Below are 20,678 nucleotides of genomic sequence, written 5' to 3' on the forward strand. Positions count from 1 at the left end.
TCCTTATTCGGTTTCGGTCTTGGCAGTCGGGAGCTCAATGCCAGGGAAAATCTTGATCACCGCCGAATCGTCCTCATGCCCGAACCCGGCACTGGAGGCCTGCATGAACATCTGGTGAGCGGTGGCTGACAATGGCAGCGGAAACTTGCTGGCCCGTGCGGTATCCAGCACCAGGCCCAGGTCCTTGACGAAAATATCGACGGCCGAGAGCGGCGTGTAATCAGCCTTGAGAATGTGTGGCACGCGGTTCTCGAACATCCAGGAATTGCCCGCGCTGTGGGTGATCACTTCATACAGTGCATCGGCCTCGACGCCTTCACGCAGCCCCAGTGCCATGGCTTCTGCGGCAGCGGCGATATGCACGCCGGCCAGCAGTTGGTTGATGATCTTTACCTTTGAGCCCAGGCCATGGGCATCGCCCAGACGATAGACCTTGCCGGCCATGCCCGTGAGCACGTCATCGGCTTTTGCATAAGCCTCGGCTGGGCCGGAAGTCATCATGGTCATCTCACCGGCCGCCGCTTTGGCTGCACCACCGGAGATCGGTGCATCCAGGTACAGCAACCCTGCGTTGATCAAGCGCTGGCCCAGGTCTACCGCGTAGGTAGGGGCCACCGTGGCGCAACCAATCACCAGGCTGCCAGGGCGCAAGGCGGCGACGGCGCCATGTTCACCAAACAGGACCGTCTCGGTTTGTTCGGCATTGACCACGACGGTGATGATCACATCGCACGCGGCGGCCATCTGGACAGGCGAGCTGCAGGCAACGCCCCCTTCACTGGCGAACTGCTGCGTGACGGTTTCTCGCACATCACTGGCATGCACGTTGAAGCCGCTGCGCAACAACGAGCGGGCAATGCCCAGCCCCATCGCGCCTAAGCCGATAACACCAACATTCTTGTTATTCATGGAGGCTCCGTAGCAAGGCTGTGGGTACGTGGGCGCCGCAGAGGTGCAGGCGATCGTCCAGATACAGGTAAGGGGCGGGAAGCTTATTCGGGGAGGTGTCGATCATCGTTGCCATCCTGTTTTGTTTTTTTGTCAGGGTGTCATGCGGGTTGAATAGATAATCCACCAATGATCAGATTATGTGAAGTTATTTTTTGATTTAACAATATTTAACATTGCCGCGCGTCGCTGCCAGGCTTCAGCGTTGAGAACACAGGCGTTGAAACGCAAAGTGAGCACGGCTTTTGGCGGTGCTCACTGGAAGGCTGTGCGGTGCTACGCCAGGAATTAACGCGAGTAGGTGACTTCTGCGGTCCAGTTCGACGTTTTCTGGTTGTGCAGGTCCCAGAACGCCTTTGCAATGCCAACCGCCTCCTCGGATTCCGGTTCGACGAACGCGGCCACAGTGACCGTGGCCACATGCACGTTGTGGGTTTTGGCCGACTCGAAGAGGCCTGCCGTCAATGCACGAATACCGGCCTTACCCAGACTCAACGAAAGATAATCTGCATTCGGTTCGATGCCGAAGAAGCCACCCGTCAGCAGAAGTGTGCCGCTCTGGTGCGCGTACATAAGAATGACTAAATCACAAATTGCACGTCTCGCTTCCCGCGCCAAGCATTAAAAAGCCACTCAAGTGAGTGGCTTTTTTTTGCCTGTGATTTAGGGAGTGGACGCTTCGGTGTCTTTTTTATGTGGGGTCAATGTTAGCGACGTGCTGAGTACCCGCAGCTTCATCCCGTCTCTGTCATACCAGCGTCGACGCTTGTATGGAGCCGCCGCTGTTGAGCAATGCGTTGCAATGGCCGAGCGACTGCGCTAACTCGGCGAATGTGCGCTTGGAGGCATTCAAAGAGGGAATGCGCTTCTACTTTGAAACCCTGGTTTCCCGGTTGAGGCTCAGTGCAACGAATTCGTCCTTCCGGTTGATGGGCACCAGAACAGGTCGCATGGGTGGGTCAAAGCTGCGCGTGAGGTGAGCCAATAAGCGCGGATAACGATACCTGCGGACTGATTTACTCGACGGGGGCACGCCAGGGCGTGCGACAACGACCCTAACTACCGATGTCACTCAGTGGCAAACCGCTGCCTTTTTATCCGGTACATATCACCGTCTGCATGGCTGAGCAGCGTATCGGCGTCCTCTCCGTCCGCCGGATAGCACGCCACGCCGACACTGCAGGACGGCATTTGTACCCCGTCAAATTCAGCGCTCAACGGCTCGGCCATGACCGCGAGGATTTGCGCCACCCTCTCCGCGATAGCGTCCTTCGACGGCACATCGGTCAGCAGTACGGTGAATTCATCACCGCCCATCCGTGCCACCAAGTCACTCTCGCGTACGCAGCGTTCCAACCGTCGAGCAATCACACACAGCACGCGATCGCCCATGGCATGGCCATGCACATCGTTGATGCCCTTGAAGTCATTGATATCCAGAAACAGCAGCGCCAGGGTGCTGTTGTGAGTCTGTGCGGCGTGCAGGGCCTGGTTCAGTTGATCATTGAACAACGACCGGTTGGTCAGCGCTGTCAGTGGGTCATGATGGGCGAGGAAGCGTAGTTCCTCTTCGGCTTTGGTAAGGGCTGTCACGTCCCTGGCGACCCCGATCCGTGCGCCCACCTCCTTGGACCAGAAAGCTGCCCACAGGATGTGCACGATACTGCCGTCCTTGCGGATATAGCGGTTGCGGAAGTCGACATGGGGTTTGCCATTCATCACCCGGACAATCGAGGCCCGCGTGCGTGGCAGGTCTTCAGGGTGCATGTAATGGGTGATCAGAGTGCCGGTCAGTTCTTCTGCACGGTAGCCGAGCAATGCCTCGCAGGCATCGCTCACAAACACAATCTGGTTTTCACTGTCGACGACAAACACCGTATCCAGCATCAGGTGGATAAGTTTGGGATAGAGAGCTTGCAGGTCTACGGGCATGATGCATCGGGTATCCGGTTCATATCTGCCGATCATAGCCCGATCATGAAGGGCGGCGGCGAGCAATTCTGCTAATTTTCAGTGCCCTCTGCGGCTTTTCATCTCACACGGTCATTGCCTTGCGGCACACATCCAAAATTTCATCCGCCAATGGCGAGTCATCGGGACAGGCCCGGGATAACACCACGGCGCCGACCGCATGGGCGAACCGGTTGATCATCTGTTCCCGAGCGTCCTTATCCAGCTTGGCAGCGTCCTGTTGAAGGGCGGCCAATGCGTTTTCAATGCCTTCGGCGAACGTTGCCTTTACCGTTTGCGATTGACGCGCCGCGTCCCCGCACAGGGCCGACATCGTGCAACCCTGGCCGGGGGCATCACGGTGCTCTCTGGATACGTAGCGATTGAAGAACTCATCGGAGCCCAGCCCGGCGCTGTTGGTCAGCGATTGGGACAGCCCGTTTGCGGCGGCTTCAGCCATTAAGTCGGCTTTGGACCCGAAATGCTTGTAAAACCCGCCATGGGTGAACCCGGCTTCTGCCATCAGGTCTGCCACGCCGACGCCGTCATAGCCGCGCTCACGGAACAATCTGGAGGCCGTTTCGACGATGTGCGCGCGGTTTAACTGCACTTGTGCCTTGCTGACCCTCATACCTTTACCCTCGCTGGTGACGACTGTTTTCGGTGCTCACTATACATTGATGTCAATCAACATCAAAACCATTGACGGATAAGATTATGATCGACATCATAAACCCCGCCACACTCAATCATCGTTAATCCAGAGAGCACAGTCATGACGAACGCTTCTTCTATCCTGATTACCGGCGCGTCCAGCGGCATTGGCGCCACCTATGCCGAGCGCTTCGCTCAGCGCGGCCACAACCTGGTACTGGTCGCCCGCGACAAGGCGCGGCTGGAAGCGCTGGCGGCGCGCTTGCGCCAGGAGCACGGTGTTGATGTCGACGTGCTACAGGCCGACCTTACCCAGGAGGCGGACTTGGCTGTGGTCGAAGCGCGCCTGCGCGATGACACGCGCATCGGTGTGCTGATCAACAACGCCGGCGCGGCCCAGACGGGAGATTTCCTGGCGCAGACGGGCGAGAGCATTGAGCAACTGATCGCGCTGAACGTCACCTCGCTGACGCGACTCGCCCGCGCAGTCGCACCGAGGTTGGTGCAGGCCGGCGAGGGGGCAATCGTGAATATTGGCTCGGTGGTTGGTCTGGCGCCGGAGTTGGGAATGACGCTGTATGGCGCGACCAAAGCGTTCGTGCAATTCCTTTCCCAGGGCATGAGCATTGAGCTTTCTGGCAAAGGCGTTTATGTGCAAGCGGTGTTGCCGGCAGCCACCCGTACGGAAATCTGGGAGCGCTCGGGCATCGACATCAACACGCTGCCAGAGGTCATGGATGTGGGTGAACTGGTGGATGCCGCACTGGTCGGTTTTGACCGGCGTGAACTCGTGACCATCCCGCCACTGCATGACGCCGCGCGCTGGGACGGTCTTCAGTCCGCGCGTCAGGGCTTGTTGTCGGAGCTGCGTCAGGCTCGCGCTGCTGAGCGCTATCGCCCACAGTAACGGGTGCGTGTTTGAGTCCACGGCGCAGGCTTTGGCCTATGGGGACGCGGGGCGGACTAAAGGGAAGGTTGTCGTACAACTGAATGCGCTATGATGGGCATTCATTCGCCAACCGAGATACCTGTTCTTGATGGACAACCCGAACGTCCAGCCCACCGTTCGCCGCCGGCACCGCAGTCTGGCTGAAGAATTGGTCACCGAGCTTTCCCGGCGCATTTGCAGCGGGGAGCTCCCGCGAGCAACCAAGCTGCCTACCGAATCTGAAGTGATGGCCGAGCACGGTGTGAGTCGCACCGTGGTGCGCGAGGCCATTTCGCGTCTGCAAGCGTCTGGCCTGGTGGAAACGCGGCACGGCGTCGGCACGTTTGTGAAGGATATTCCCAGCCCCAGCGGATTTCGGATTGACCCTGACACCATCGTCACCTTGCAGGACGTGCTGGCAGTGCTGGAGTTGCGCATCTGCCTGGAAGTAGAAGCTGCCGGTCTGGCCTGCCTGGGTCGCACCGACCAGCAATTGCAGGTGATGCGCGACTCGCTGGACGCGCTGAATTCGCGGGCGGTGAGTGCCGACTACGCGGTATCGGCGGACTTCCAGTTTCACCAGCAGATCGCGCTGGCCACCGGCAATCGCTACTTCACCGACATCATGTTGCACCTGGGGGTCAACATCCTGCCGCGTACGCGCCTGCACTCAAAACGCTTGGCCAATGCCAACAAGGAACCTTACCTGGAGCGCCTGAGCCGCGAGCACGAGGATATCTACAAAGCCATCCTGCGCCGTGACGCAGACGCCGCTCGCGCCGCGATGCGCCTGCACTTGTCCAACAGTCGCGAGCGTATGCGCCGGGCCTATGAAGCCGCCGCCGCTGAATTGTCGAACGGCCCCGCTGCGGTGAACGCGCCGCCCTGAAGTCGGCCACCGGGCTCATCCGCCGACGGTTGCGGTTGCTGCTCGACCTTGGCGCGAAAGGGTTCCGAGCTGTCCTGCGGCGCAAAGCCCAGGTGCTCGGCGTGCCGATTGCTCCACCAGCGCTCCTTATTGTCCGAAACGCCATACACCACACTGTGCCCCACATCCTTGGCCAGCAGGGCGCGGGCCACCAGGTGATCGAGGTCCGCGTAACTCAGCCAGGTGTGCAGCATCCGCCGGTTGCGCGGTTCGGGGAACGACGAGCCGATGCGCAAGCTCACGGTTTCAATCCCGTATCGATGAAAGTAGAACGCCGCCAGGTCTTCGCCGTATGCCTTGGAAAGCGCGTAGTAACCATCCGGGCGGCGCTGTGCGTGCACATCCAGTTCAACGTCTTGAGGGTAAAAACCGGTGACGTGATTGGAGCTGGCGAACACAACCCGTTTGACGCCCTGTTGTCGCGCCGCCTCGTAAATGTGGAAGGTGCCGCGAATATTTGCGTCGAGAATTTCTTCGAACGGCCGCTCCACTGAAATCCCGCCCAAATGCACGATCGCGTCAACGCCGTCGACCAGCGCCGCCACGGCAGCCTTGTAGGCCAGGTTGCACTGGATCACTTCGTCGTGTTCACCCGCGCTGGGCGCCATCGCGCTGATGTCCGAGGCGCGCACGATGTGGGCATGGGCCTGCAAGGTTTCCCGCAGGATATGCCCCAGGCCGCCGGCGGCGCCGGTGAGCAAAATGCGGGTGAAGGGTTTGGGTTGTGTGGTCATGGTCAGGTCTTCCATTGAGCGCTGAATGCAAAGCGATTGCCTGGCGAGCGATGCGCGTTCGCCAGGCAAGTCGCGGGGAGGGGGCTTTACATGAAGTTGTATTGAACGCCCAAGCGCCACCGCGCCTGACGGTCTTCTGAGGTGGAGTTGACCTTCACATCACCAATCTCCATGAACGGGGCCCATTCCTTGGTGAGCTTGTATTTGACGATCAGGTTCTGTTCGTAATCGCTCTTCTTGTTGTCGTAGCGGATGTAGTCAGTCTTGAAATAGATGAACTGATATTCGTACGCCCACTTACTGGCCGGCGTGTAGCCGAGCCAGCCCTCGAAACGATGGGTGGTCTGGTCATCCTTGATGTGATCGGGCAAATCCTCGTTGACCTGATCGCGGTCCAGCTTCTTGGTGTCCAGGCGATAGCGCGTGGCGGCGTAGAAGGCGTCGTTGATCTTGTAGTTGTACTTGAGGCCCAGCTTGTAGGTGGTCGAGTCCTTCGAGCTGTCCATCTGGAACGCGGGGGTCAACGTCGATTGCGGGCTGAGCTTGTAGTTGTAGCTGACGGTGAACTCATGCCCGTTGTTGACCATGTTGTCGTACGCGACATCTTCACGGTCCCCGGCTGTGCGGTATTTCATCTCCGCTTCAAATCCCAGGCCACTGTCCAGACGGTAGTTGAGCTTGATTCGATCAGCGTGGGCGCTGTCTTCCTCGGTGAACTGGTGGCGGTAGTTGATGCTGGCAGAGTCAGCGCTGACGTAGAGCGGCAGGCTGAAGGTCAGGGCAGTAACGAGCGTGCGTAGGGTGGTGTTCATACGGTCTTCTTTTTTGTTTTTGTTAGGGTCGTTTGACGGTTGCTACGGCAATACGTTGTTGCGTGTGGCTCTCATCTAAGGTGCCGATATACGTTATCGTACGACAAGATGACTCGTCTACCGCCCATCGATCGTTTTGAAACACTTTGAAACATATGTCCCCGTCGAATAGGGCTTTACAGCAATCTTCGTTATTCCTTAGTTGTCTTTAAAAATAGGGCTTTTACGGCGTTTTACGTGAAAAGCAGTGGATTGCGGGGCAGGTTATTGGCTCTTTTCAAGTGTTGTACGATGACCTATGATCGGTCGCAACAGACGACATTCCTGTCTCAAATCCAATAAGAAGGCTTAAGACGTCCATGAGAATCACAGCAGTCAACGTCCAGGTATTTTCCTACCCGACCCGCCGCGCAGTGGACAGCGCTGGCCATGCTCACCCCGGTGATGTCACCCAGGCGCAGATGGCTTTGCTGCGCATCCAGACTGAAGACGGGCAGGAGGGTTTTGCATTCGGCGCCCCTGAATTGATCCGTCCTTATGTGTTGGATGGGTTTGTGCGCAAAGTGCTGGTGGGGCAGAACGCCTTTGATCGCGAAAAGATCTGGCAAGACCTCGCCCATTGGCAGCGTGGCAGTGCCAGCCAACTGACCGACCGCGCCTTGGCCCTGGTTGAGCAGGCTCTGTGGGATTGGGCAGGACGCAAACTCGGCGTGCCAGTGCACAAGTTGATCGGTGGTTTTCGCGACAAGGTGCCGGCCTACGGCTCGACCATGTGTGGCGACGAACTGCCCGGCGGCCTCGCAACCCCCGAAGACTACGGCCGCTTTGCCGAGACCCTGGTGCAGCGTGGCTACAAGGCAATCAAGCTGCACACATGGATGCCGCCGGTGTCCTTCGCGCCAAGCCCGCGCATCGATGTCAAGGCTTGCGCTGCTGTGCGTGAGGCGGTGGGCCCGGACATCGCGTTGATGCTCGACGGTTACCACTGGTACAGCCGCACCGAGGCGCTGTACATCGGTCGCGAGCTGGAGAAACTCGACTTCGCCTGGTTTGAAGAACCGATGATGGAAGAGTCAGCCGAGTCCTATGCCTGGCTCGCGGGGCAACTGGATATTCCGGTGCTCGGCCCGGAAACCCTGTCCGGCAAACACCTCGCCCGCGCCAGTTGGGTCAAGCACGATGTGTGCGATATCTTGCGTGCCGGTGTCGCGGGCGTCGGTGGTATTGCGCCGTGCCTGAAGGTCGCGCACCTGGCCGAATCGTTTGGCATGGACTGCGAAATTCACGGCAACGGCGCCGCTAACCTGGCGGTGGTCGGTGCGATCAAGAACTGCACCTGGTACGAGCGTGGCCTGCTCCACCCGTACCTGGATTACGACGAAGTACCGGCCTACCTCAATCGCTTGGTGGACCCGATGGACAGCGACGGTTTTGTGCACCTGTCCGACTTGCCGGGCCTGGGCGAAGACATCGATTTCAACTACATCGAGACCAATACGCTTAAAAGCTTCTGACTTTACACGGTCAGTCCGGCATGCGTCGGGCTGATCAAGAGCCCTATAAATATAAAAAAGGCACTCTTGTTATGAGCATTTTCCCTTCGCTGTGGGCGCGGGTGTTCGTCGCCGCGCTGGCCGTTACCGCCGTACCGGCAAGCTTTGCCAAAACGCCGGCCGATCAACTGATCGTCGGCATGAGCATGATCAACCTGTTGTCCCTCGACCCAGCTGCCGCCACGGGTCTGGATGTGTCGGAAATCAACGCCAACCTGTATGACATGTTGCTGGTGCAGGACGTCGCCCAACCAGACCGACTGGTGCCAGCGCTGGCCGAGCGCTGGCAGGTCAGTGAGGACCGCAAGACCCTGACCTTTAACCTGCGCACCGGGGTGAAGTTCCAGTCCGGCAATGACTTGAGCGCCGAAGACGTTGCCTGGTCGCTGCACCGGGTGCTCAAGCTCAACCTCGCACTCGCTTCCACCTGGAAGGCCTACGGCTTCACTGCCGAAAACGTCGAGCGCTACATGCGCGCCACGGACCCCACCACCTTCGTGATCGAACTGCCAAGGCCGACCGACCCGCTGCTGGTGCTCAACACCCTGGCGACCTCGCCAAGTGCGTTCATCCTCGACCGCAAAAAAGTCCTCGAACACCAGAAGGGCAGCGACATGGGCGCCGCCTGGCTGGTGACTCACGCGGCCGGCAGTGGCGCATTCGTGCTCAATGACTGGCGTGCCAACGACGTGATCCTGATGACGCGCTTCGATGGTTACTGGGGCGGCCCGGCCAAGCTCAAGCGCATCGTGATGCGCAACATGACCGAGTCGCAGTCATTGCGACTGATGATCGAGCGCGGTGACCTGGATATCGCCAAAGGCATGTCCGCGCCGGACATCGAAGCCCTGCAGAAGAGCGACAAAGTACGCACCCAGACCCTGCAACGCGGCACCTTGTATTACGTGGCCCTGAGTGTGAAGCAGCCAATGTTCGCCGACGCCCGTGTGCGCAAGGCCGTGCGCTCGCTGATCGATTACCAGGGGATCAACCAGACGGTCATGCCCCATTACGGCGTGATCAACCAGCGGCCGCTGCCATTGGGCCTGGCCGCGCGCCTGCCGGACCCTGGCTACAAGCTCAACGTCGAGCAGGCCAAAGCCTTACTGGCTGAAGCCGGTTACCCGAACGGCTTCAAGACCACCATCCGCGTGCTGGCCGAACCGCCGTTTATCAACATCGCCTCCAACCTGCAATCGACCCTGGCCCAGGCCGGCATCGAAGCCAGCATCATCACCGGCACCGGTAACCAGATCTACGGCGCCATGCGCGAGCGCACGTTCGACATCATCGTCGGTCGTGGCGGTGGCGGGGCGGAGCGTCATCCCCATTCCAGCCTGCGCACCCTGGTGTACAACCCGGATAACCGCGATGAAGCCAAGCTCACCAACTTCCAGGGCTGGCGCACGTCGTTCTACAGCCCTGAGTTGAACCAGTTGATTGAGAGCGCGGAAGTCGAGCCGGATGCCGGTAAGCAACTGACTCAGTACCGCGAGATTCAGGAGCAGGTCGATCAACAGGTCGGAGCCATTTTGCCGGTCTCGCAGATGACCGACACCGTGGTGGTGTACACCGACGTGGCCGACTTCCAGGGCCATACCGCTGCGACCACGCGCTACAAAGACGTCTACAAAAAGCGCTGATCGATTTACCAGGAGCTCACTATGTTTGTTATGACTGCCTCTGTCATGGGCGCTCGCGCTTCCAATACCCTGCGGCGCGCCAGCACCGTGTTGGTGACGTTGCTCGGCCTGTTGGCGCTGACCTTTATCATCGGCCGGGTCATGCCGCTTGACCCCGTGCTGGCGGTAGTCGGGCCGGATGCCGACAGCTCCACCTACGACCAGGTGTACCGGTCGATGGGCCTGGACAAGCCGATCTGGACCCAATTCGGCCTTTACCTCAATGACCTGCTCCACGGTGATTTCGGCAACGCGTTGCTGACGGGTCACCCGGTGCTGGATGACATCCTGCGCGTGTTCCCGGCGACCATCGAACTGGCCACTCTGGCGATTCTGTTCGGCGTGTTGATCGGCTTGCCGCTGGGCGTGTGTGCGGCGAGCAACCAAGGGCGGCTCGGCGATCATGTGGCGCGGGTAATCACCTTGTTCGGTTACTCCACGCCGATTTTCTGGCTGGGCATGATGGGCCTGCTCGTGTTCTACGCCTGGCTCGGCTGGGCGGGCGGCGCGGGGCGCATCGACCTGGCCTACGACGGCATGGTGCCCGAAGTCACCGGCCTGTTGCTGATCGACACATCGCTCGCCCGCGACTGGGAAGCCTTCGCCAGCGCCCTGCGGCATATCGTGTTGCCGGCGCTGATTTTGGGCCTGAACTCGGTGGCGTACATCAGCCGCATGACCCGCAGCTTCATGCTGGAGCAATTGTCCCAGGAGTACATCATCACTGCGCGGGTCAAGGGTTTGTCCCGTCGCCAAGTGGTGTGGGGGCATGCGTTTCGCAACATCCTCGTGCAGTTGCTCACCGTGGTTGCACTGGCCTATGGCTCGCTGCTGGAAGGCGCAGTGCTGATCGAAACCGTATTCGCCTGGCCGGGATTCGGCCAATACCTCACCAGCAGCCTGATGCTTGGCGACATGAATGCGGTGATGGGCTGCGTGCTGGTGATCGGCTTGATTTTTGTCGCGCTCAACCTGATCAGCGATGCCTTGTACAAGGTGTTTGATCCGCGCACCCGTTAATGCGTCGCGCAGTACCGATAAAACTATAAGAAGAAGGAATTTTTCATGACATTTTCGAAACTGCACCTTGGCCTGCTGACCGCTGTGCTCGCGCTTGGCCCGATGACCCTGGCCAACGCCAAGACCCCGGCCGATCAACTGATCGTCGGCATGAGCATGGTCAACCTGTTCTCCATCGACCCGGCCAACGCGCCCGGCCTGGATGCGTCCGGCGTCAACGCCAATCTTTACGACACGCTGATCAAACGTGACCAGGGTAACCCGGAAAAACACCTGCCACAGTTGGCCGAACGTTGGGACATCAGCGAGGACGGCAAGCAGGTAACGTTTCATCTGCGCCAGGACGTGAAATTCCATTCGGGCAACCCGCTGACCGCCGAAGACGTGGCGTGGTCGCTGTACCGCGTGATGAAGCTCAACTTCGGCCTGGCCACCACCTGGAAGGCCTACGGCTACAGCGTTGAGAATATCCAATCGCTGATCCGCGCCACGGACGCCCACACCCTGGTCATCGACCTGCCGCAGACCATGGACCCGCTGCTGCTGGTGGACTCTCTGGCGATCTCCCCGAGCGCTGTGGTAGTGGACCGCAAGACCGCCCTGGCCCATGAAAAAAACGGCGACCTCGGCGCCGGTTGGTTGGTGACGAACGAGGCGGGCAGTGGCCCCTTCGTGCTGACCAAATGGAGCGCCAACGATTCCCTGTTGCTGACCCGTTTCGACGGCTACTGGGGCGGCGCAGCCAAGCTCAAGCGCGTGGTGGTGCGGCACATGACCGAATCCCAGTCCCTGCGCTTGATGCTCGAACGCGGTGACCTCGACCTGGCCTACGGCATGGCCGCGCCGGACATTCGCGCCATCGACGGCTCGGACAAGATCCAAGTGCAGTCGCTGCCGCGCGGCACCATGTACTACGTCGCCATGAGCATGAAACAACCGGAATTCGCCAAGCCCAAGGTGCGTGAAGCGGTGCGCAACCTGATCGACTACAAGGGCCTGGACCAACAAGTGATGCCGTATTACGGAACGCTCAACCAGCAGCCGATGCAACTGGGTCTGGAAGCACGCCTGCCGGATCCGGGCTATCACATGGACGTGGCCAAGGCGAAAGCCCTGCTGACTGAGGCGGGTTACCCCGAGGGGTTCAACACCACCATCCGCACGCTGTCGGAACCGCCGTTCATTGATATCGCTGCGCGCCTGCAAGCGACCCTGGCCGAAGGCGGGATCAAGGCCAGCATCGTCACCGGCACGGGTAACCAGGTGTACGGCGCGATGCGCGCGCGCAATTTCGAGATCATCGTGGCCAGGGGCGCCGAGCGTTACCCGCACCCGTATTTCAGCCTGCGCACCTTTGCCTACAACCCCAACAACAGCGACGACGCCGGCCTACCGAACTTCCAGGGCTGGCGCGCTTCGTTCTTCAGCCCGCAGATCAACACCCTGATCGACCAGGCCGGCGTGACGCGTGATTCGGCGCAGCGGGTCAGCCTGTATCACCAGGCGCAAACCCTCTACGACCAGCAAGTGGGGCCGATCCTGATGATTTCGCAGATGACCGACACCGTGGTCAGCGCTGCCGACGTCAAGGGCTTCACCGGTGACGATGCCGAGGCCACCCGTTACCTGGGTGTCTACAAGCAGCGTTGAGTGCTTCCAGAATTCACACAGAGAAGATGCTTATGAATGCCAATCTGTCTTCCATCGAATCGGCGACGAAGCGCCCGGTGGACCGCTCGCCAGGCTCCAGCTTTGATGCCTTTTGCAAGAGTGGCCTGCGGGTGCTGCGTCACCTGCTACGTAACCCTATGACCCTGGCGGGCCTGCTGGTGGCGCTGCTGTTGGTGGTGGTCGCGGCCTTTGCACCGTGGATCGCTACCCATGATCCGGTGGTGCAGAACCTCGCCGGCGCGTTGCAGGCACCGGGTTCGGCGCATTGGTTCGGCACCGATGAGTATGGCCGGGATATTTTCAGCCGGCTGGTCTACGGCTCGCGGATCACGCTGTACATCATCGCCCTGGTCACAGTGATCGTAGGGCCTATCGGGCTGTTTATCGGCACCGTGTCGGGCTACTTCGGCGGTGCGGTCGATACCGTGTTCATGCGCCTGACCGATATCTTCATCTCCTTCCCCAGCCTGGTCCTGGCACTGGCGTTTATCGCGGCCCTCGGCCCTGGCCTGGAGCACGCGGTGGTGGCGATTGCATTGACCTCCTGGCCGCCGATTGCGCGGCTGGCGCGGGCCGAAACCTTGTCCCTGCGCAACGCTGATTTCGTCGTCGCAGTGGAGCTGCAAGGCGCGTCGCCGGCTCGGATTATCCTGCGCCATATCGTGCCGATGTGCCTGTCCTCGGTGATCATCCGCCTGACCATGAACATGGCCGGGATCATCCTCACCGCTGCCGCTTTGGGCTTTCTCGGCCTGGGTGCCCAGGCGCCGCTGCCGGAGTGGGGCGCCATGATTTCGACCGGCCGTCGCTACATGCTCGAATGCTGGTGGCTGGTGGCGGTTCCAGGGGCAGCGATCATGCTGGTCAGCTTGGCCTTCAACCTGTTGGGCGATGGCCTGCGGGACATCCTTGATCCGCGCAGCGAATAATCGGAGGAACACCTGATGTCCGCCATCAAACTGAATGTCGAAGGGCTTAACGTGCGCTTCGTCAGTGGCCAGAAAGAAACCCACGCCGTGCGCGATGTGTCCTTTACCTTGGGCCGGGAAAAACTCGCGATTGTCGGTGAGTCCGGCTCCGGCAAATCCACCGTGGGTCGCAGCCTGCTGAAGCTGCATCCGCCCAGCGCCAAAATCACCGCCAAGGCCATGGCGTTTGGCGAGGTCGACCTGTTGTCGGCCAGTGAAAAAGCCATGCAGAAGATCCGCGGCCAGCGCATCTCGATGATCATGCAAGACCCCAAGTACTCGCTGAACCCGGTGGTCAAGGTCGGCGATCAGATCGCCGAAGCCTACCTGGCCCACCACAAGGCCAGCCGCAGTGATGCGCGAGAGCGCGTGTTGCAAATGCTGGAGCAGGTGCATATCCGCGACCCGCAGCGCGTCTATAACCTGTATCCCCATGAAGTCTCCGGCGGCATGGGGCAGCGCATCATGATCGCGATGATGGTGATCACCCGTCCGGAAGTGATCATCGCCGACGAGCCCACCTCGGCGCTGGATGTCTCGGTGCGCCAGCAAGTGCTCAACGTGCTGGAAGAGTTGGTGGACCAGCAGCAGATGGGGCTGATCTTCGTCAGTCACGACCTCAACCTGGTGCGCAACTACTGCGACCGCGTGCTGGTGATGTACGCCGGGCGCGTCGTCGAATCCCTGGCCGCCTGCGACCTGCAGTACGCCGAACATCCCTATACCCGTGGCTTGCTGGCCGCGCTGCCGAGCATGGACAACCGCCGCGTGCACCTGCCGGTGCTCAAGCGCGATCCTCTCTGGCTGACTCAATAAGGAACCTGACCATGCACATGATCCAAGCGCACGCCTTGAACCTGAGCTTCGGCACAGGCGCTGCCATCAACCAAGTGCTGCACGATGTGAGCCTGAGTGTCGCCGACGGTGAATCGTTCGGTCTGGTGGGGGAGTCCGGCTCGGGCAAGACCACCGTACTGCGCTGCCTGGCCGGGCAATACCGGCATTGGAACGGCGAGCTGAGCATTGCCGGCGCGCCGCTGCAGCACAAGATTCCCAAGGAGCATTTTCGCAAAGTGCAGATGGTCTTCCAGGACCCCTACGGCTCCCTGCATCCCAGGCACACCATCGACACCGCGTTGCGCGAGCCGCTGATTATCCATGGGGTAGGGGACAAGGACGACCGCATCAACGAGATCCTGCTCAAGGTTGGTCTGAACGACAGTTTTCGCTTTCGCTATCCGCACCAGCTCTCCGGCGGCCAGCGCCAGCGTGTGGCGATCGCGCGCGCTTTGATTCTGGAGCCGCGGGTACTGCTGCTGGATGAGCCGACCTCGGCGCTGGATGTCTCGGTCCAGGCCGAGATCCTCAACTTGCTGGCGGACCTGCGCCAGCGCGAGAAACTCACCTACCTACTGGTCACCCATGACCTGGGTGTAGTCACTCACTTGTGCGATCGGGTGGCGGTGATGCAGCACGGCAAGATCGTGGAATTGCTCGACTGCCAGGCCCTGAGCCAGGATCAGGCGGCGCACGATTACACGCGCATGCTGGTGCAGGCCAGCCGCGACTTCAGTCAGGAGTCTGAGCGGCGGCGTGTGGGATAAACGCTTAGTCATCGTACAACATGGCTTTTCTCGATTGATGTGATTTTTTAGATAGATGTCTATTTCATTGGGTTAAATGGCAGTTTTCTCAAGATAGGCACTTATAGGGTAGCTTTACTATTTTTGTAGTTGTACGATGACTTACCTCTTAAGGTATTCCATCCAAATTTCGAACAAAGGTTTGTGAACATGACGCCACAAGAACTAAAAACAGTCCTGTCTTCCGGCTTGCTCTCCTTCCCGGTTACCGACTTTGATGCCGCTGGCGACTTCCGCGCCGACACCTACGCACGCCGCCTGGAATGGCTGGCACCTTACGGCGCCAGTGCGCTGTTCGCGGCAGGGGGGACCGGGGAGTTCTTCTCTCTGGAGCCCAAGGAATACACGCAGATCATCAAGACCGCCGTGGACACTTGCAAAGGCCAGGTGCCGATCCTCGCCGGTGCCGGTGGCCCTACGCGCCAAGCGATTGCCTACGCCCAAGAAGCTGAGCGCTTGGGCGCTGCCGGCATCTTGCTGATGCCTCATTACCTCACCGAAGCCAGCCAGAAAGGGTTGGTGGCCCATGTTGAGCAGGTGTGCAACTCGGTGGATTTCGGTGTGGTGGTGTACAACCGCAACCTGTGCCGCCTCAACGCCGACAGCCTGGAACAACTGGCCGAACGCTGCCCGAACCTGATTGGTTTCAAGGACGGCATTGGTGAAGTCGAATCCATGGTCAGCATCCGCCGTCGTCTGGGCGACCGCCTGACCTACCTCGGTGGTCTGCCGACTGCCGAAGTCTATGCCGCCGCCTACAAAGCCCTCGGCGTGCCGGTGTACTCCTCGGCGGTGTTCAACTTCATCCCGAAAACCGCGATGGACTTCTACCGCGCCGTGGCCGCCGACGACCACGCCACCGTAGGCCGTTTGATCGATGATTTCTTTCTGCCGTACCTGGCGATTCGTAACCGCTGTGAAGGCTATGGCGTGAGCATCGTCAAGGCCGGTGCTCGCCTGGTTGGCCACGACGCCGGCCCGGTACGCGCGCCACTGACCGATCTGCTGCCCGATGAAGTGGAGCAACTGGCGGTGCTGATCAAGTCCCTCGGCGCTCAATAAACGTTGGTCGGCGGCGCCCTGATGGCGCCGCTGTCCGGTCTGCCTGCAAGGAGTCCACCATGCCCCATTGCATCATCGACTGCCCCGCGACCCTGGCCCAACGCGTCGGCGAACAACGTCTGCTCGCCACCGTGCATGACGCCCTCGACGGGTTCGGCGTGTTCAAACCCGGCGACATTAAAGTGCGCCTCAACGGCTCACCCATTATCGCTGCGGCACCACTCAAGACGACTTCGTGCACGTGGCCCTGTATCTGTTCGCCGGGCGCACGGCCGAACAACAACGCAGCCTCGCCTCGGCGACACTCGCCGCCCTGATTGAATTGCTGCCACAGGTCGAAGCACTGTCCATGGACGTGCGCGAAATGCCCCGCGAAACCTTCATCAACCGCAGCCAATACCTCGAAGAGTCCGGGCGACCGATGTAGCCCTCAACGTTAATACCGGCAAAAACAAGGAGAACAACATGCCGTATCAACCCTCGCAAAAATCCTCAGCGCGTTGCGCACTGGCCCTCATCGCCCTGGGTTGCAGCCCGCTGTCCTGGGCGCTGCAAGCACCGTCAAAAGTGCAAGTACCGACCCTGGCCTATGACGACCAGCACATCATTCTGGTCTGGGAAAAACCCGCTGATCATGCCGGCATCAAGGATTACCGGGTGTACGCCAACGGCACCTTGCTGGGCAGTGCCAACGCCAACAACGATCAGGTGTCACCGGCCAAGCCCTACATCGACCAGTTCTACCGGCAGGACACGGCCAATTTCCACCATCGCATCGGCATTCACAGCTACACCGCCCAAGGCCTGAAGCCCGACACGGCCTACCGTTTCACCGTGCGTTCGGTGGATGGCAACGGCAAGGAGTCGGCAGGCAGTGCCCCCGTGCAGCAACGCACCACCAAGGTCGCGGCCCTGTTTGACGTGAAAAAGTACGGCGCCAAGGGCGATGGCAATCAACTCGATACCCTGGCAATCCAGAGCGCCATTGATGCCTGCACCCCGGGCTGCAAAGTCCTGCTGCCCAAAGGTACCTACAAAAGCGGTGCGCTCTACCTCAAGAGCAACATGACCCTGGAGATCGCCGAAGGGGCGACCCTGCTCGGCTCAGAGCGCGCCGAAGATTACCCGTTGGCTGGTTACATCCAATACCCGTATTCCACCACCGTACGCCCGGCCTCGCTGATCAACGCGTTGCCCCGCGATCCGCGCCAGCATCAGTCATTTGAAAACATCCGCATCGTCGGTAAGGGAACCCTCGACGGCAATGGCTGGAAGCGCAACGCCGATGTCGTCGATGAGCGTGGCCAGGCACTGCCGTTTTACCTGCCCAGCGACAACACCCGCTATGCCCAGGACGGCCTGCTTGCCAAGGCCCAGGTGGAGCAAGCCGTCGCTCGCGGCATGAATGTGAAGGACGCGTATGGGCAAATGCGCTCCTCGCTGATCACCCTGCGTAACGTCAAGAACGTGTTCTACGGCGGCTTCACCGTGGTGAACCCGGCGTTCCACGGCATCATGAACCTGGAGACCGAAAACGTGGTGCTGGCCAACACCACCCACAAGACCTACGACGCCAACAACGGCGACGGCATCGAGTTTGCCAACAGTAAGGGCGCGATGGTCTTCAACAACTTCTTCGACACCGGCGACGACTGCGTCAACTTCGCCGCCGGCACCGGTGCGAATGCCGTGCACCAGCCGCCCCAGGAAGATGCGTGGATTTTCAACAACTACTTCCGCAAGGGCCACGGCATGGTGGTGGCCGGCAGTCATACCGGTGCGTGGATCCAGAACATCCTCGCTGAAGACAACGTCTCCGACGGCACTGATGCCGGGTTGCGTATGAAGAGCACCAACTTCATGGGCGGCGGCGCGCGCAACGTTATCTTCCGTGATTCGGCGATTCGCAACACGGTCAAGCAGGCGTTCATCTTCACCCTCGACTACAACGACCCGAACGCCAAACTCGATTATCAGCGCTCCACGATTGCCGGGCAGTTCAGGGACATCCGTGTGAGTGACGTCAGCGTGGAAAATGCCCAGGGCGCGGCGATCGAGGTCAAGGGCGATGCCGCGCATAATGCCTATCATCAGGGGTTGGTGTTCGAGCGTGTGCGCTTCAGCGGCGCGGCCAAGGCGCGTATTGATGGGCTGAAAGATTCACGCTTCGAGCGTGTGGTGTTCAGTCAGACCGGTGGTGGCAATCCGTGGCAGGTGAGTGGTAGCCAGGGGCTGGTGTTCAAGGACGTGGAGCCGACGCCCTAAGCGTACGTAGCAACGTGGGCAACGGGGCCACTGCGGATCAAAAGCCAGAGCGCGGTGGCCTTGGCGCCGACCGGTTTCTTAAGTCGAACTCCGTCCAAATGTGGGAGGGGGCTTGCCCCCGATGGCAGTGTGTCAGTCACCGATGATTAGCTGACACTCACTCATCGGGGGCAAGCCCCCTCCCACATTTTGATTTCCGTAGATCAGATAGACCTCGCTTTGCTCAGGCGCTGGCGCGCGGGAGACGAAGAACGAAGCCCGGCTGCATGCATGAGAAAGCTGCGTTAATCGCCAGCGGCTGTGCTCAAAGATTGATAGCATTGGGCCACTTATTTCGAGTATTCCTAATGTCTCCTGGCCTTATCCGCGTGTTTGTCCTGGGCTTTATTTTGATGCTGTCGAGCCTGTCCGTTCTGGCGGCCAATACGCCGTGTTCAGGTCGTAAAGGAGGTATCGCCGGTTGTGATGGGGACGTATTCCTGTGCAACGACGGCTCCATAAGCGCCTCTAAAAAAAGTTGCACCGCCTACACGGGCAACCGCCTGGCACGCCCCGCCGTGCAGCCGCTGCAAGGTCGCTCGCAGAGTTGCAGCTGCGGTAGCGGTGCGTACTGTACCGGGCCACGGGGCGGGGTGTTTTGCCTTACGCCTTCCGGGCAGAAAAGTTACCGGCGCCACTAAACAACAGCGAAATGCGTAGCTGTGGCGCAAAAGGGGGACAAAATAGCGGCTTGCCATTCAATTTTCATAAAAGCGTAACAATGCTGATGCAGAGTTCCGGGAGCCCGTAATCACAAGGATTTCCCTGAATGAAACGTCTGATGAAGTCTGCTGCACTCGCCGTTGCGGTTTCTCTAAGTGCCACCTCGGTATTTGCCGCCGAAAACGTCCGTCTGACAGGTTCTGGCGCCAGTTTCCCAGCGCCGATCTATCTCACCTGGTTCAAGGATTTCAGCAAAAAGACCGATGGCGTCACGGTTGACTACCAATCCAAGGGGAGCGGGGCGGGTGTTCAGGACTTCCTGAACAAAACCGTGGACTTCGCCGCCAGTGACTCGGCCATGAAAGATGAAGACATTGCCAAGGTCGCCGAAGGCGTGCAGTTGCTGCCGATGACCGCGGGCGAAATCGTGCTGGCGTTCAACCTGCCAGGCAATCCTAAAGAGCTGAAGTTGCCACGCGATGTGTACTCCAACATCTTCCTGGGCAAGATCACCAAGTGGAACGATCCGCAGATCGTCGCTGCCAACCCTGGCTTGAAACTGCCGGATATGCCGATCACCGTGGTCGTGCGTGCAGACTCCAGCGGTACCACTGCCGTCTTCACCAAGCACTTGGCGGCCATCAACCCACAGTTCCAGAAGGACTTGGGCGAAGGCAACACCGTCAACTGGCCTGCCAGCGACAAATTCATCAAATCGCCGAAGAACGATGGTGTGACCGCCACCGTACGCCAGACCCCAGGCGCGATTGGCTACATCGAATACGGCTTCGCCAAATTGGCCAAGGTTGACTTTGCCCAGCTGCAAAACAAGGCCGGCAAGTACGTTGTCCCTAACGCCGAAAGCGGTGCCGAAGCACTGGCTGCGGTGAAGATGCCGGAAAGCCTGGTGGCCTGGCTGCCGGATCCGGACGGTGCCAAGTCCTACCCGATCACCTCCTACACCTGGATGATCTTCCGCAAAGACAACGGCAACCCGGCCAAGGCCAAGGCCATGCGTGAAATGGTCGAATACAGCCTGACCGAAGGCCAGAAAATCGCTGACTCGATGGGCTATATCCCACTGCCGCCATCGGTAGTCGATCAGGTTCGCAAAGCGTCCGCCAACATCCAGTAACGCCCGTGAGGCCTCTCTCGGCG

At 59.9% G+C, this 20,678-nt stretch carries 20 protein-coding genes; 14 read left to right on the forward strand and 6 right to left on the reverse strand.

Going from position 1 to position 20,678, the window contains the following annotated elements:
- Window positions 1-3: 3 nt before the first annotated feature.
- From ltnD to G9Q84_RS27415, 4 genes are all read right to left on the reverse strand, one after another.
- Complete coding sequence (gene ltnD / locus G9Q84_RS27400) at window positions 4-963, reverse strand: L-threonate dehydrogenase (protein WP_338104113.1); 960 nt, start codon at window positions 961-963, stop codon at window positions 4-6.
- Between the two features lie 273 nt (window positions 964-1,236).
- On the reverse strand, window positions 1,237-1,521 hold the full coding sequence (locus G9Q84_RS27405; RefSeq protein ID WP_181644416.1) for a Rossmann-fold NAD(P)-binding domain-containing protein: 285 nt from the start codon (window positions 1,519-1,521) through the stop codon (window positions 1,237-1,239).
- A gap of 495 nt (window positions 1,522-2,016) precedes the next feature.
- Window positions 2,017-2,880, reverse strand: a complete 864-nt coding sequence (locus G9Q84_RS27410) for a sensor domain-containing diguanylate cyclase (RefSeq protein ID WP_032885553.1) — start codon at window positions 2,878-2,880, stop codon at window positions 2,017-2,019.
- 103 nt (window positions 2,881-2,983) lie between these two features.
- Window positions 2,984-3,529: a TetR/AcrR family transcriptional regulator gene (locus tag G9Q84_RS27415; RefSeq protein ID WP_181644417.1), complete on the reverse strand. Its 546-nt coding sequence runs from the start codon at window positions 3,527-3,529 to the stop codon at window positions 2,984-2,986.
- Between the two features lie 144 nt (window positions 3,530-3,673).
- Between G9Q84_RS27415 and G9Q84_RS27420 the strand changes: the two genes are divergently transcribed.
- Entirely contained in the window at window positions 3,674-4,459 is a 786-nt protein-coding gene (locus G9Q84_RS27420; RefSeq protein ID WP_099603321.1) for an SDR family NAD(P)-dependent oxidoreductase, read from the forward strand.
- Window positions 4,460-4,589: 130 nt separating this feature from the next.
- Complete coding sequence (locus tag G9Q84_RS27425; RefSeq protein WP_032885483.1) at window positions 4,590-5,369, forward strand: FadR/GntR family transcriptional regulator; 780 nt, start codon at window positions 4,590-4,592, stop codon at window positions 5,367-5,369.
- On the opposite strand, the gene G9Q84_RS27430 is transcribed toward G9Q84_RS27425, so the two are convergent.
- Together G9Q84_RS27430 and G9Q84_RS27435 are read right to left on the reverse strand one after the other, a co-directional pair.
- Window positions 5,309-6,142: an NAD-dependent epimerase/dehydratase family protein gene (locus G9Q84_RS27430; RefSeq protein WP_181644418.1), complete on the reverse strand. Its 834-nt coding sequence runs from the start codon at window positions 6,140-6,142 to the stop codon at window positions 5,309-5,311. The two genes, G9Q84_RS27425 and G9Q84_RS27430, sit on opposite strands and share 61 nt — an antisense overlap.
- 86 nt (window positions 6,143-6,228) lie before the next feature.
- Entirely contained in the window at window positions 6,229-6,954 is a 726-nt protein-coding gene (locus G9Q84_RS27435) for an oligogalacturonate-specific porin KdgM family protein (protein WP_032885482.1), read from the reverse strand.
- A gap of 359 nt (window positions 6,955-7,313) precedes the next feature.
- Here G9Q84_RS27435 and G9Q84_RS27440 point away from each other — a divergent pair, with 359 nt between their 5' ends.
- The 12 genes from G9Q84_RS27440 (at window position 7,314) to pstS (ending at window position 20,655) form a co-directional block, all read left to right on the forward strand.
- Window positions 7,314-8,468: a mandelate racemase family protein gene (locus tag G9Q84_RS27440; RefSeq protein ID WP_032885481.1), complete on the forward strand. Its 1,155-nt coding sequence runs from the start codon at window positions 7,314-7,316 to the stop codon at window positions 8,466-8,468.
- A 71-nt stretch (window positions 8,469-8,539) separates the two neighbouring features.
- Window positions 8,540-10,150 (forward strand): ABC transporter substrate-binding protein, encoded by a 1,611-nt coding sequence (locus G9Q84_RS27445; RefSeq protein WP_032885480.1) that lies wholly within the window; start codon window positions 8,540-8,542, stop codon window positions 10,148-10,150.
- 45 nt (window positions 10,151-10,195) lie between these two features.
- Window positions 10,196-11,209 carry an ABC transporter permease gene (locus G9Q84_RS27450; RefSeq protein WP_371260689.1) on the forward strand — a complete coding sequence of 338 codons (1,014 nt, stop codon included), beginning with the start codon at window positions 10,196-10,198 and terminating at the stop codon, window positions 11,207-11,209.
- 45 nt (window positions 11,210-11,254) lie between these two features.
- Complete coding sequence (locus tag G9Q84_RS27455; protein WP_095186417.1) at window positions 11,255-12,859, forward strand: ABC transporter substrate-binding protein; 1,605 nt, start codon at window positions 11,255-11,257, stop codon at window positions 12,857-12,859.
- 32 nt (window positions 12,860-12,891) lie between these two features.
- On the forward strand, window positions 12,892-13,809 hold the full coding sequence (locus G9Q84_RS27460; protein WP_122764069.1) for an ABC transporter permease: 918 nt from the start codon (window positions 12,892-12,894) through the stop codon (window positions 13,807-13,809).
- Window positions 13,810-13,824: 15 nt separating this feature from the next.
- Window positions 13,825-14,664 (forward strand): ABC transporter ATP-binding protein, encoded by an 840-nt coding sequence (locus G9Q84_RS27465; RefSeq protein WP_032885474.1) that lies wholly within the window; start codon window positions 13,825-13,827, stop codon window positions 14,662-14,664.
- Window positions 14,665-14,675: 11 nt separating this feature from the next.
- Window positions 14,676-15,452, forward strand: a complete 777-nt coding sequence (locus tag G9Q84_RS27470; RefSeq protein WP_181644419.1) for an ABC transporter ATP-binding protein — start codon at window positions 14,676-14,678, stop codon at window positions 15,450-15,452.
- Between the two features lie 189 nt (window positions 15,453-15,641).
- A complete protein-coding gene (kdgD, locus tag G9Q84_RS27475; protein ID WP_032885472.1) occupies window positions 15,642-16,553 on the forward strand; it encodes a 5-dehydro-4-deoxyglucarate dehydratase in 912 nt (303 codons plus the stop codon).
- Window positions 16,554-16,788: 235 nt separating this feature from the next.
- Window positions 16,789-16,980, forward strand: coding sequence for a tautomerase family protein (locus tag G9Q84_RS29460; RefSeq protein WP_242461490.1), 192 nt, complete (start codon window positions 16,789-16,791; stop codon window positions 16,978-16,980).
- Between the two features lie 38 nt (window positions 16,981-17,018).
- Window positions 17,019-18,818 carry a glycosyl hydrolase family 28 protein gene (locus tag G9Q84_RS27485; RefSeq protein WP_181644420.1) on the forward strand — a complete coding sequence of 600 codons (1,800 nt, stop codon included), beginning with the start codon at window positions 17,019-17,021 and terminating at the stop codon, window positions 18,816-18,818.
- A 392-nt stretch (window positions 18,819-19,210) separates the two neighbouring features.
- Window positions 19,211-19,498 carry a YdcA family protein gene (locus G9Q84_RS29465; protein WP_375803678.1) on the forward strand — a complete coding sequence of 96 codons (288 nt, stop codon included), beginning with the start codon at window positions 19,211-19,213 and terminating at the stop codon, window positions 19,496-19,498.
- Window positions 19,499-19,626: 128 nt separating this feature from the next.
- Complete coding sequence (pstS, locus tag G9Q84_RS27490) at window positions 19,627-20,655, forward strand: phosphate ABC transporter substrate-binding protein PstS (protein ID WP_099603326.1); 1,029 nt, start codon at window positions 19,627-19,629, stop codon at window positions 20,653-20,655.
- Window positions 20,656-20,678: the final 23 nt, after the last annotated feature.

Origin of the sequence: Pseudomonas sivasensis (genome assembly GCF_013778505.1) — a bacterium.
GTDB classification, from domain to species: Bacteria; Pseudomonadota; Gammaproteobacteria; order Pseudomonadales; family Pseudomonadaceae; genus Aquipseudomonas; species Aquipseudomonas sivasensis.

What these genes read in the sequence shown, in the direction of transcription:
- G9Q84_RS29465 (WP_375803678.1), top strand. Translation starts at nt 19,211, where the DNA reads ATGCTGTCGAGCCTGTCCGTTCTGGCGGCCAATACGCCGTGTTCAGGT.
- G9Q84_RS27445 (WP_032885480.1), top strand. Translation starts at nt 8,540, where the DNA reads ATGAGCATTTTCCCTTCGCTGTGGGCGCGGGTGTTCGTCGCCGCGCTG.
- G9Q84_RS27485 (WP_181644420.1), top strand. Translation starts at nt 17,019, where the DNA reads ATGCCGTATCAACCCTCGCAAAAATCCTCAGCGCGTTGCGCACTGGCC.
- G9Q84_RS27405 (WP_181644416.1), bottom strand. Translation starts at nt 1,521, where the DNA reads ATGTACGCGCACCAGAGCGGCACACTTCTGCTGACGGGTGGCTTCTTC.
- G9Q84_RS27435 (WP_032885482.1), bottom strand. Translation starts at nt 6,954, where the DNA reads ATGAACACCACCCTACGCACGCTCGTTACTGCCCTGACCTTCAGCCTG.
- G9Q84_RS27450 (WP_371260689.1), top strand. Translation starts at nt 10,196, where the DNA reads ATGGGCGCTCGCGCTTCCAATACCCTGCGGCGCGCCAGCACCGTGTTG.
- G9Q84_RS27420 (WP_099603321.1), top strand. Translation starts at nt 3,674, where the DNA reads ATGACGAACGCTTCTTCTATCCTGATTACCGGCGCGTCCAGCGGCATT.
- G9Q84_RS27440 (WP_032885481.1), top strand. Translation starts at nt 7,314, where the DNA reads ATGAGAATCACAGCAGTCAACGTCCAGGTATTTTCCTACCCGACCCGC.
- kdgD (WP_032885472.1), top strand. Translation starts at nt 15,642, where the DNA reads ATGACGCCACAAGAACTAAAAACAGTCCTGTCTTCCGGCTTGCTCTCC.
- G9Q84_RS27415 (WP_181644417.1), bottom strand. Translation starts at nt 3,529, where the DNA reads ATGAGGGTCAGCAAGGCACAAGTGCAGTTAAACCGCGCGCACATCGTC.
- G9Q84_RS27460 (WP_122764069.1), top strand. Translation starts at nt 12,892, where the DNA reads ATGAATGCCAATCTGTCTTCCATCGAATCGGCGACGAAGCGCCCGGTG.
- G9Q84_RS27465 (WP_032885474.1), top strand. Translation starts at nt 13,825, where the DNA reads ATGTCCGCCATCAAACTGAATGTCGAAGGGCTTAACGTGCGCTTCGTC.
- G9Q84_RS27430 (WP_181644418.1), bottom strand. Translation starts at nt 6,142, where the DNA reads ATGACCACACAACCCAAACCCTTCACCCGCATTTTGCTCACCGGCGCC.
- G9Q84_RS27425 (WP_032885483.1), top strand. Translation starts at nt 4,590, where the DNA reads ATGGACAACCCGAACGTCCAGCCCACCGTTCGCCGCCGGCACCGCAGT.
- G9Q84_RS27470 (WP_181644419.1), top strand. Translation starts at nt 14,676, where the DNA reads ATGCACATGATCCAAGCGCACGCCTTGAACCTGAGCTTCGGCACAGGC.
- G9Q84_RS27455 (WP_095186417.1), top strand. Translation starts at nt 11,255, where the DNA reads ATGACATTTTCGAAACTGCACCTTGGCCTGCTGACCGCTGTGCTCGCG.
- G9Q84_RS27410 (WP_032885553.1), bottom strand. Translation starts at nt 2,880, where the DNA reads ATGCCCGTAGACCTGCAAGCTCTCTATCCCAAACTTATCCACCTGATG.
- pstS (WP_099603326.1), top strand. Translation starts at nt 19,627, where the DNA reads ATGAAACGTCTGATGAAGTCTGCTGCACTCGCCGTTGCGGTTTCTCTA.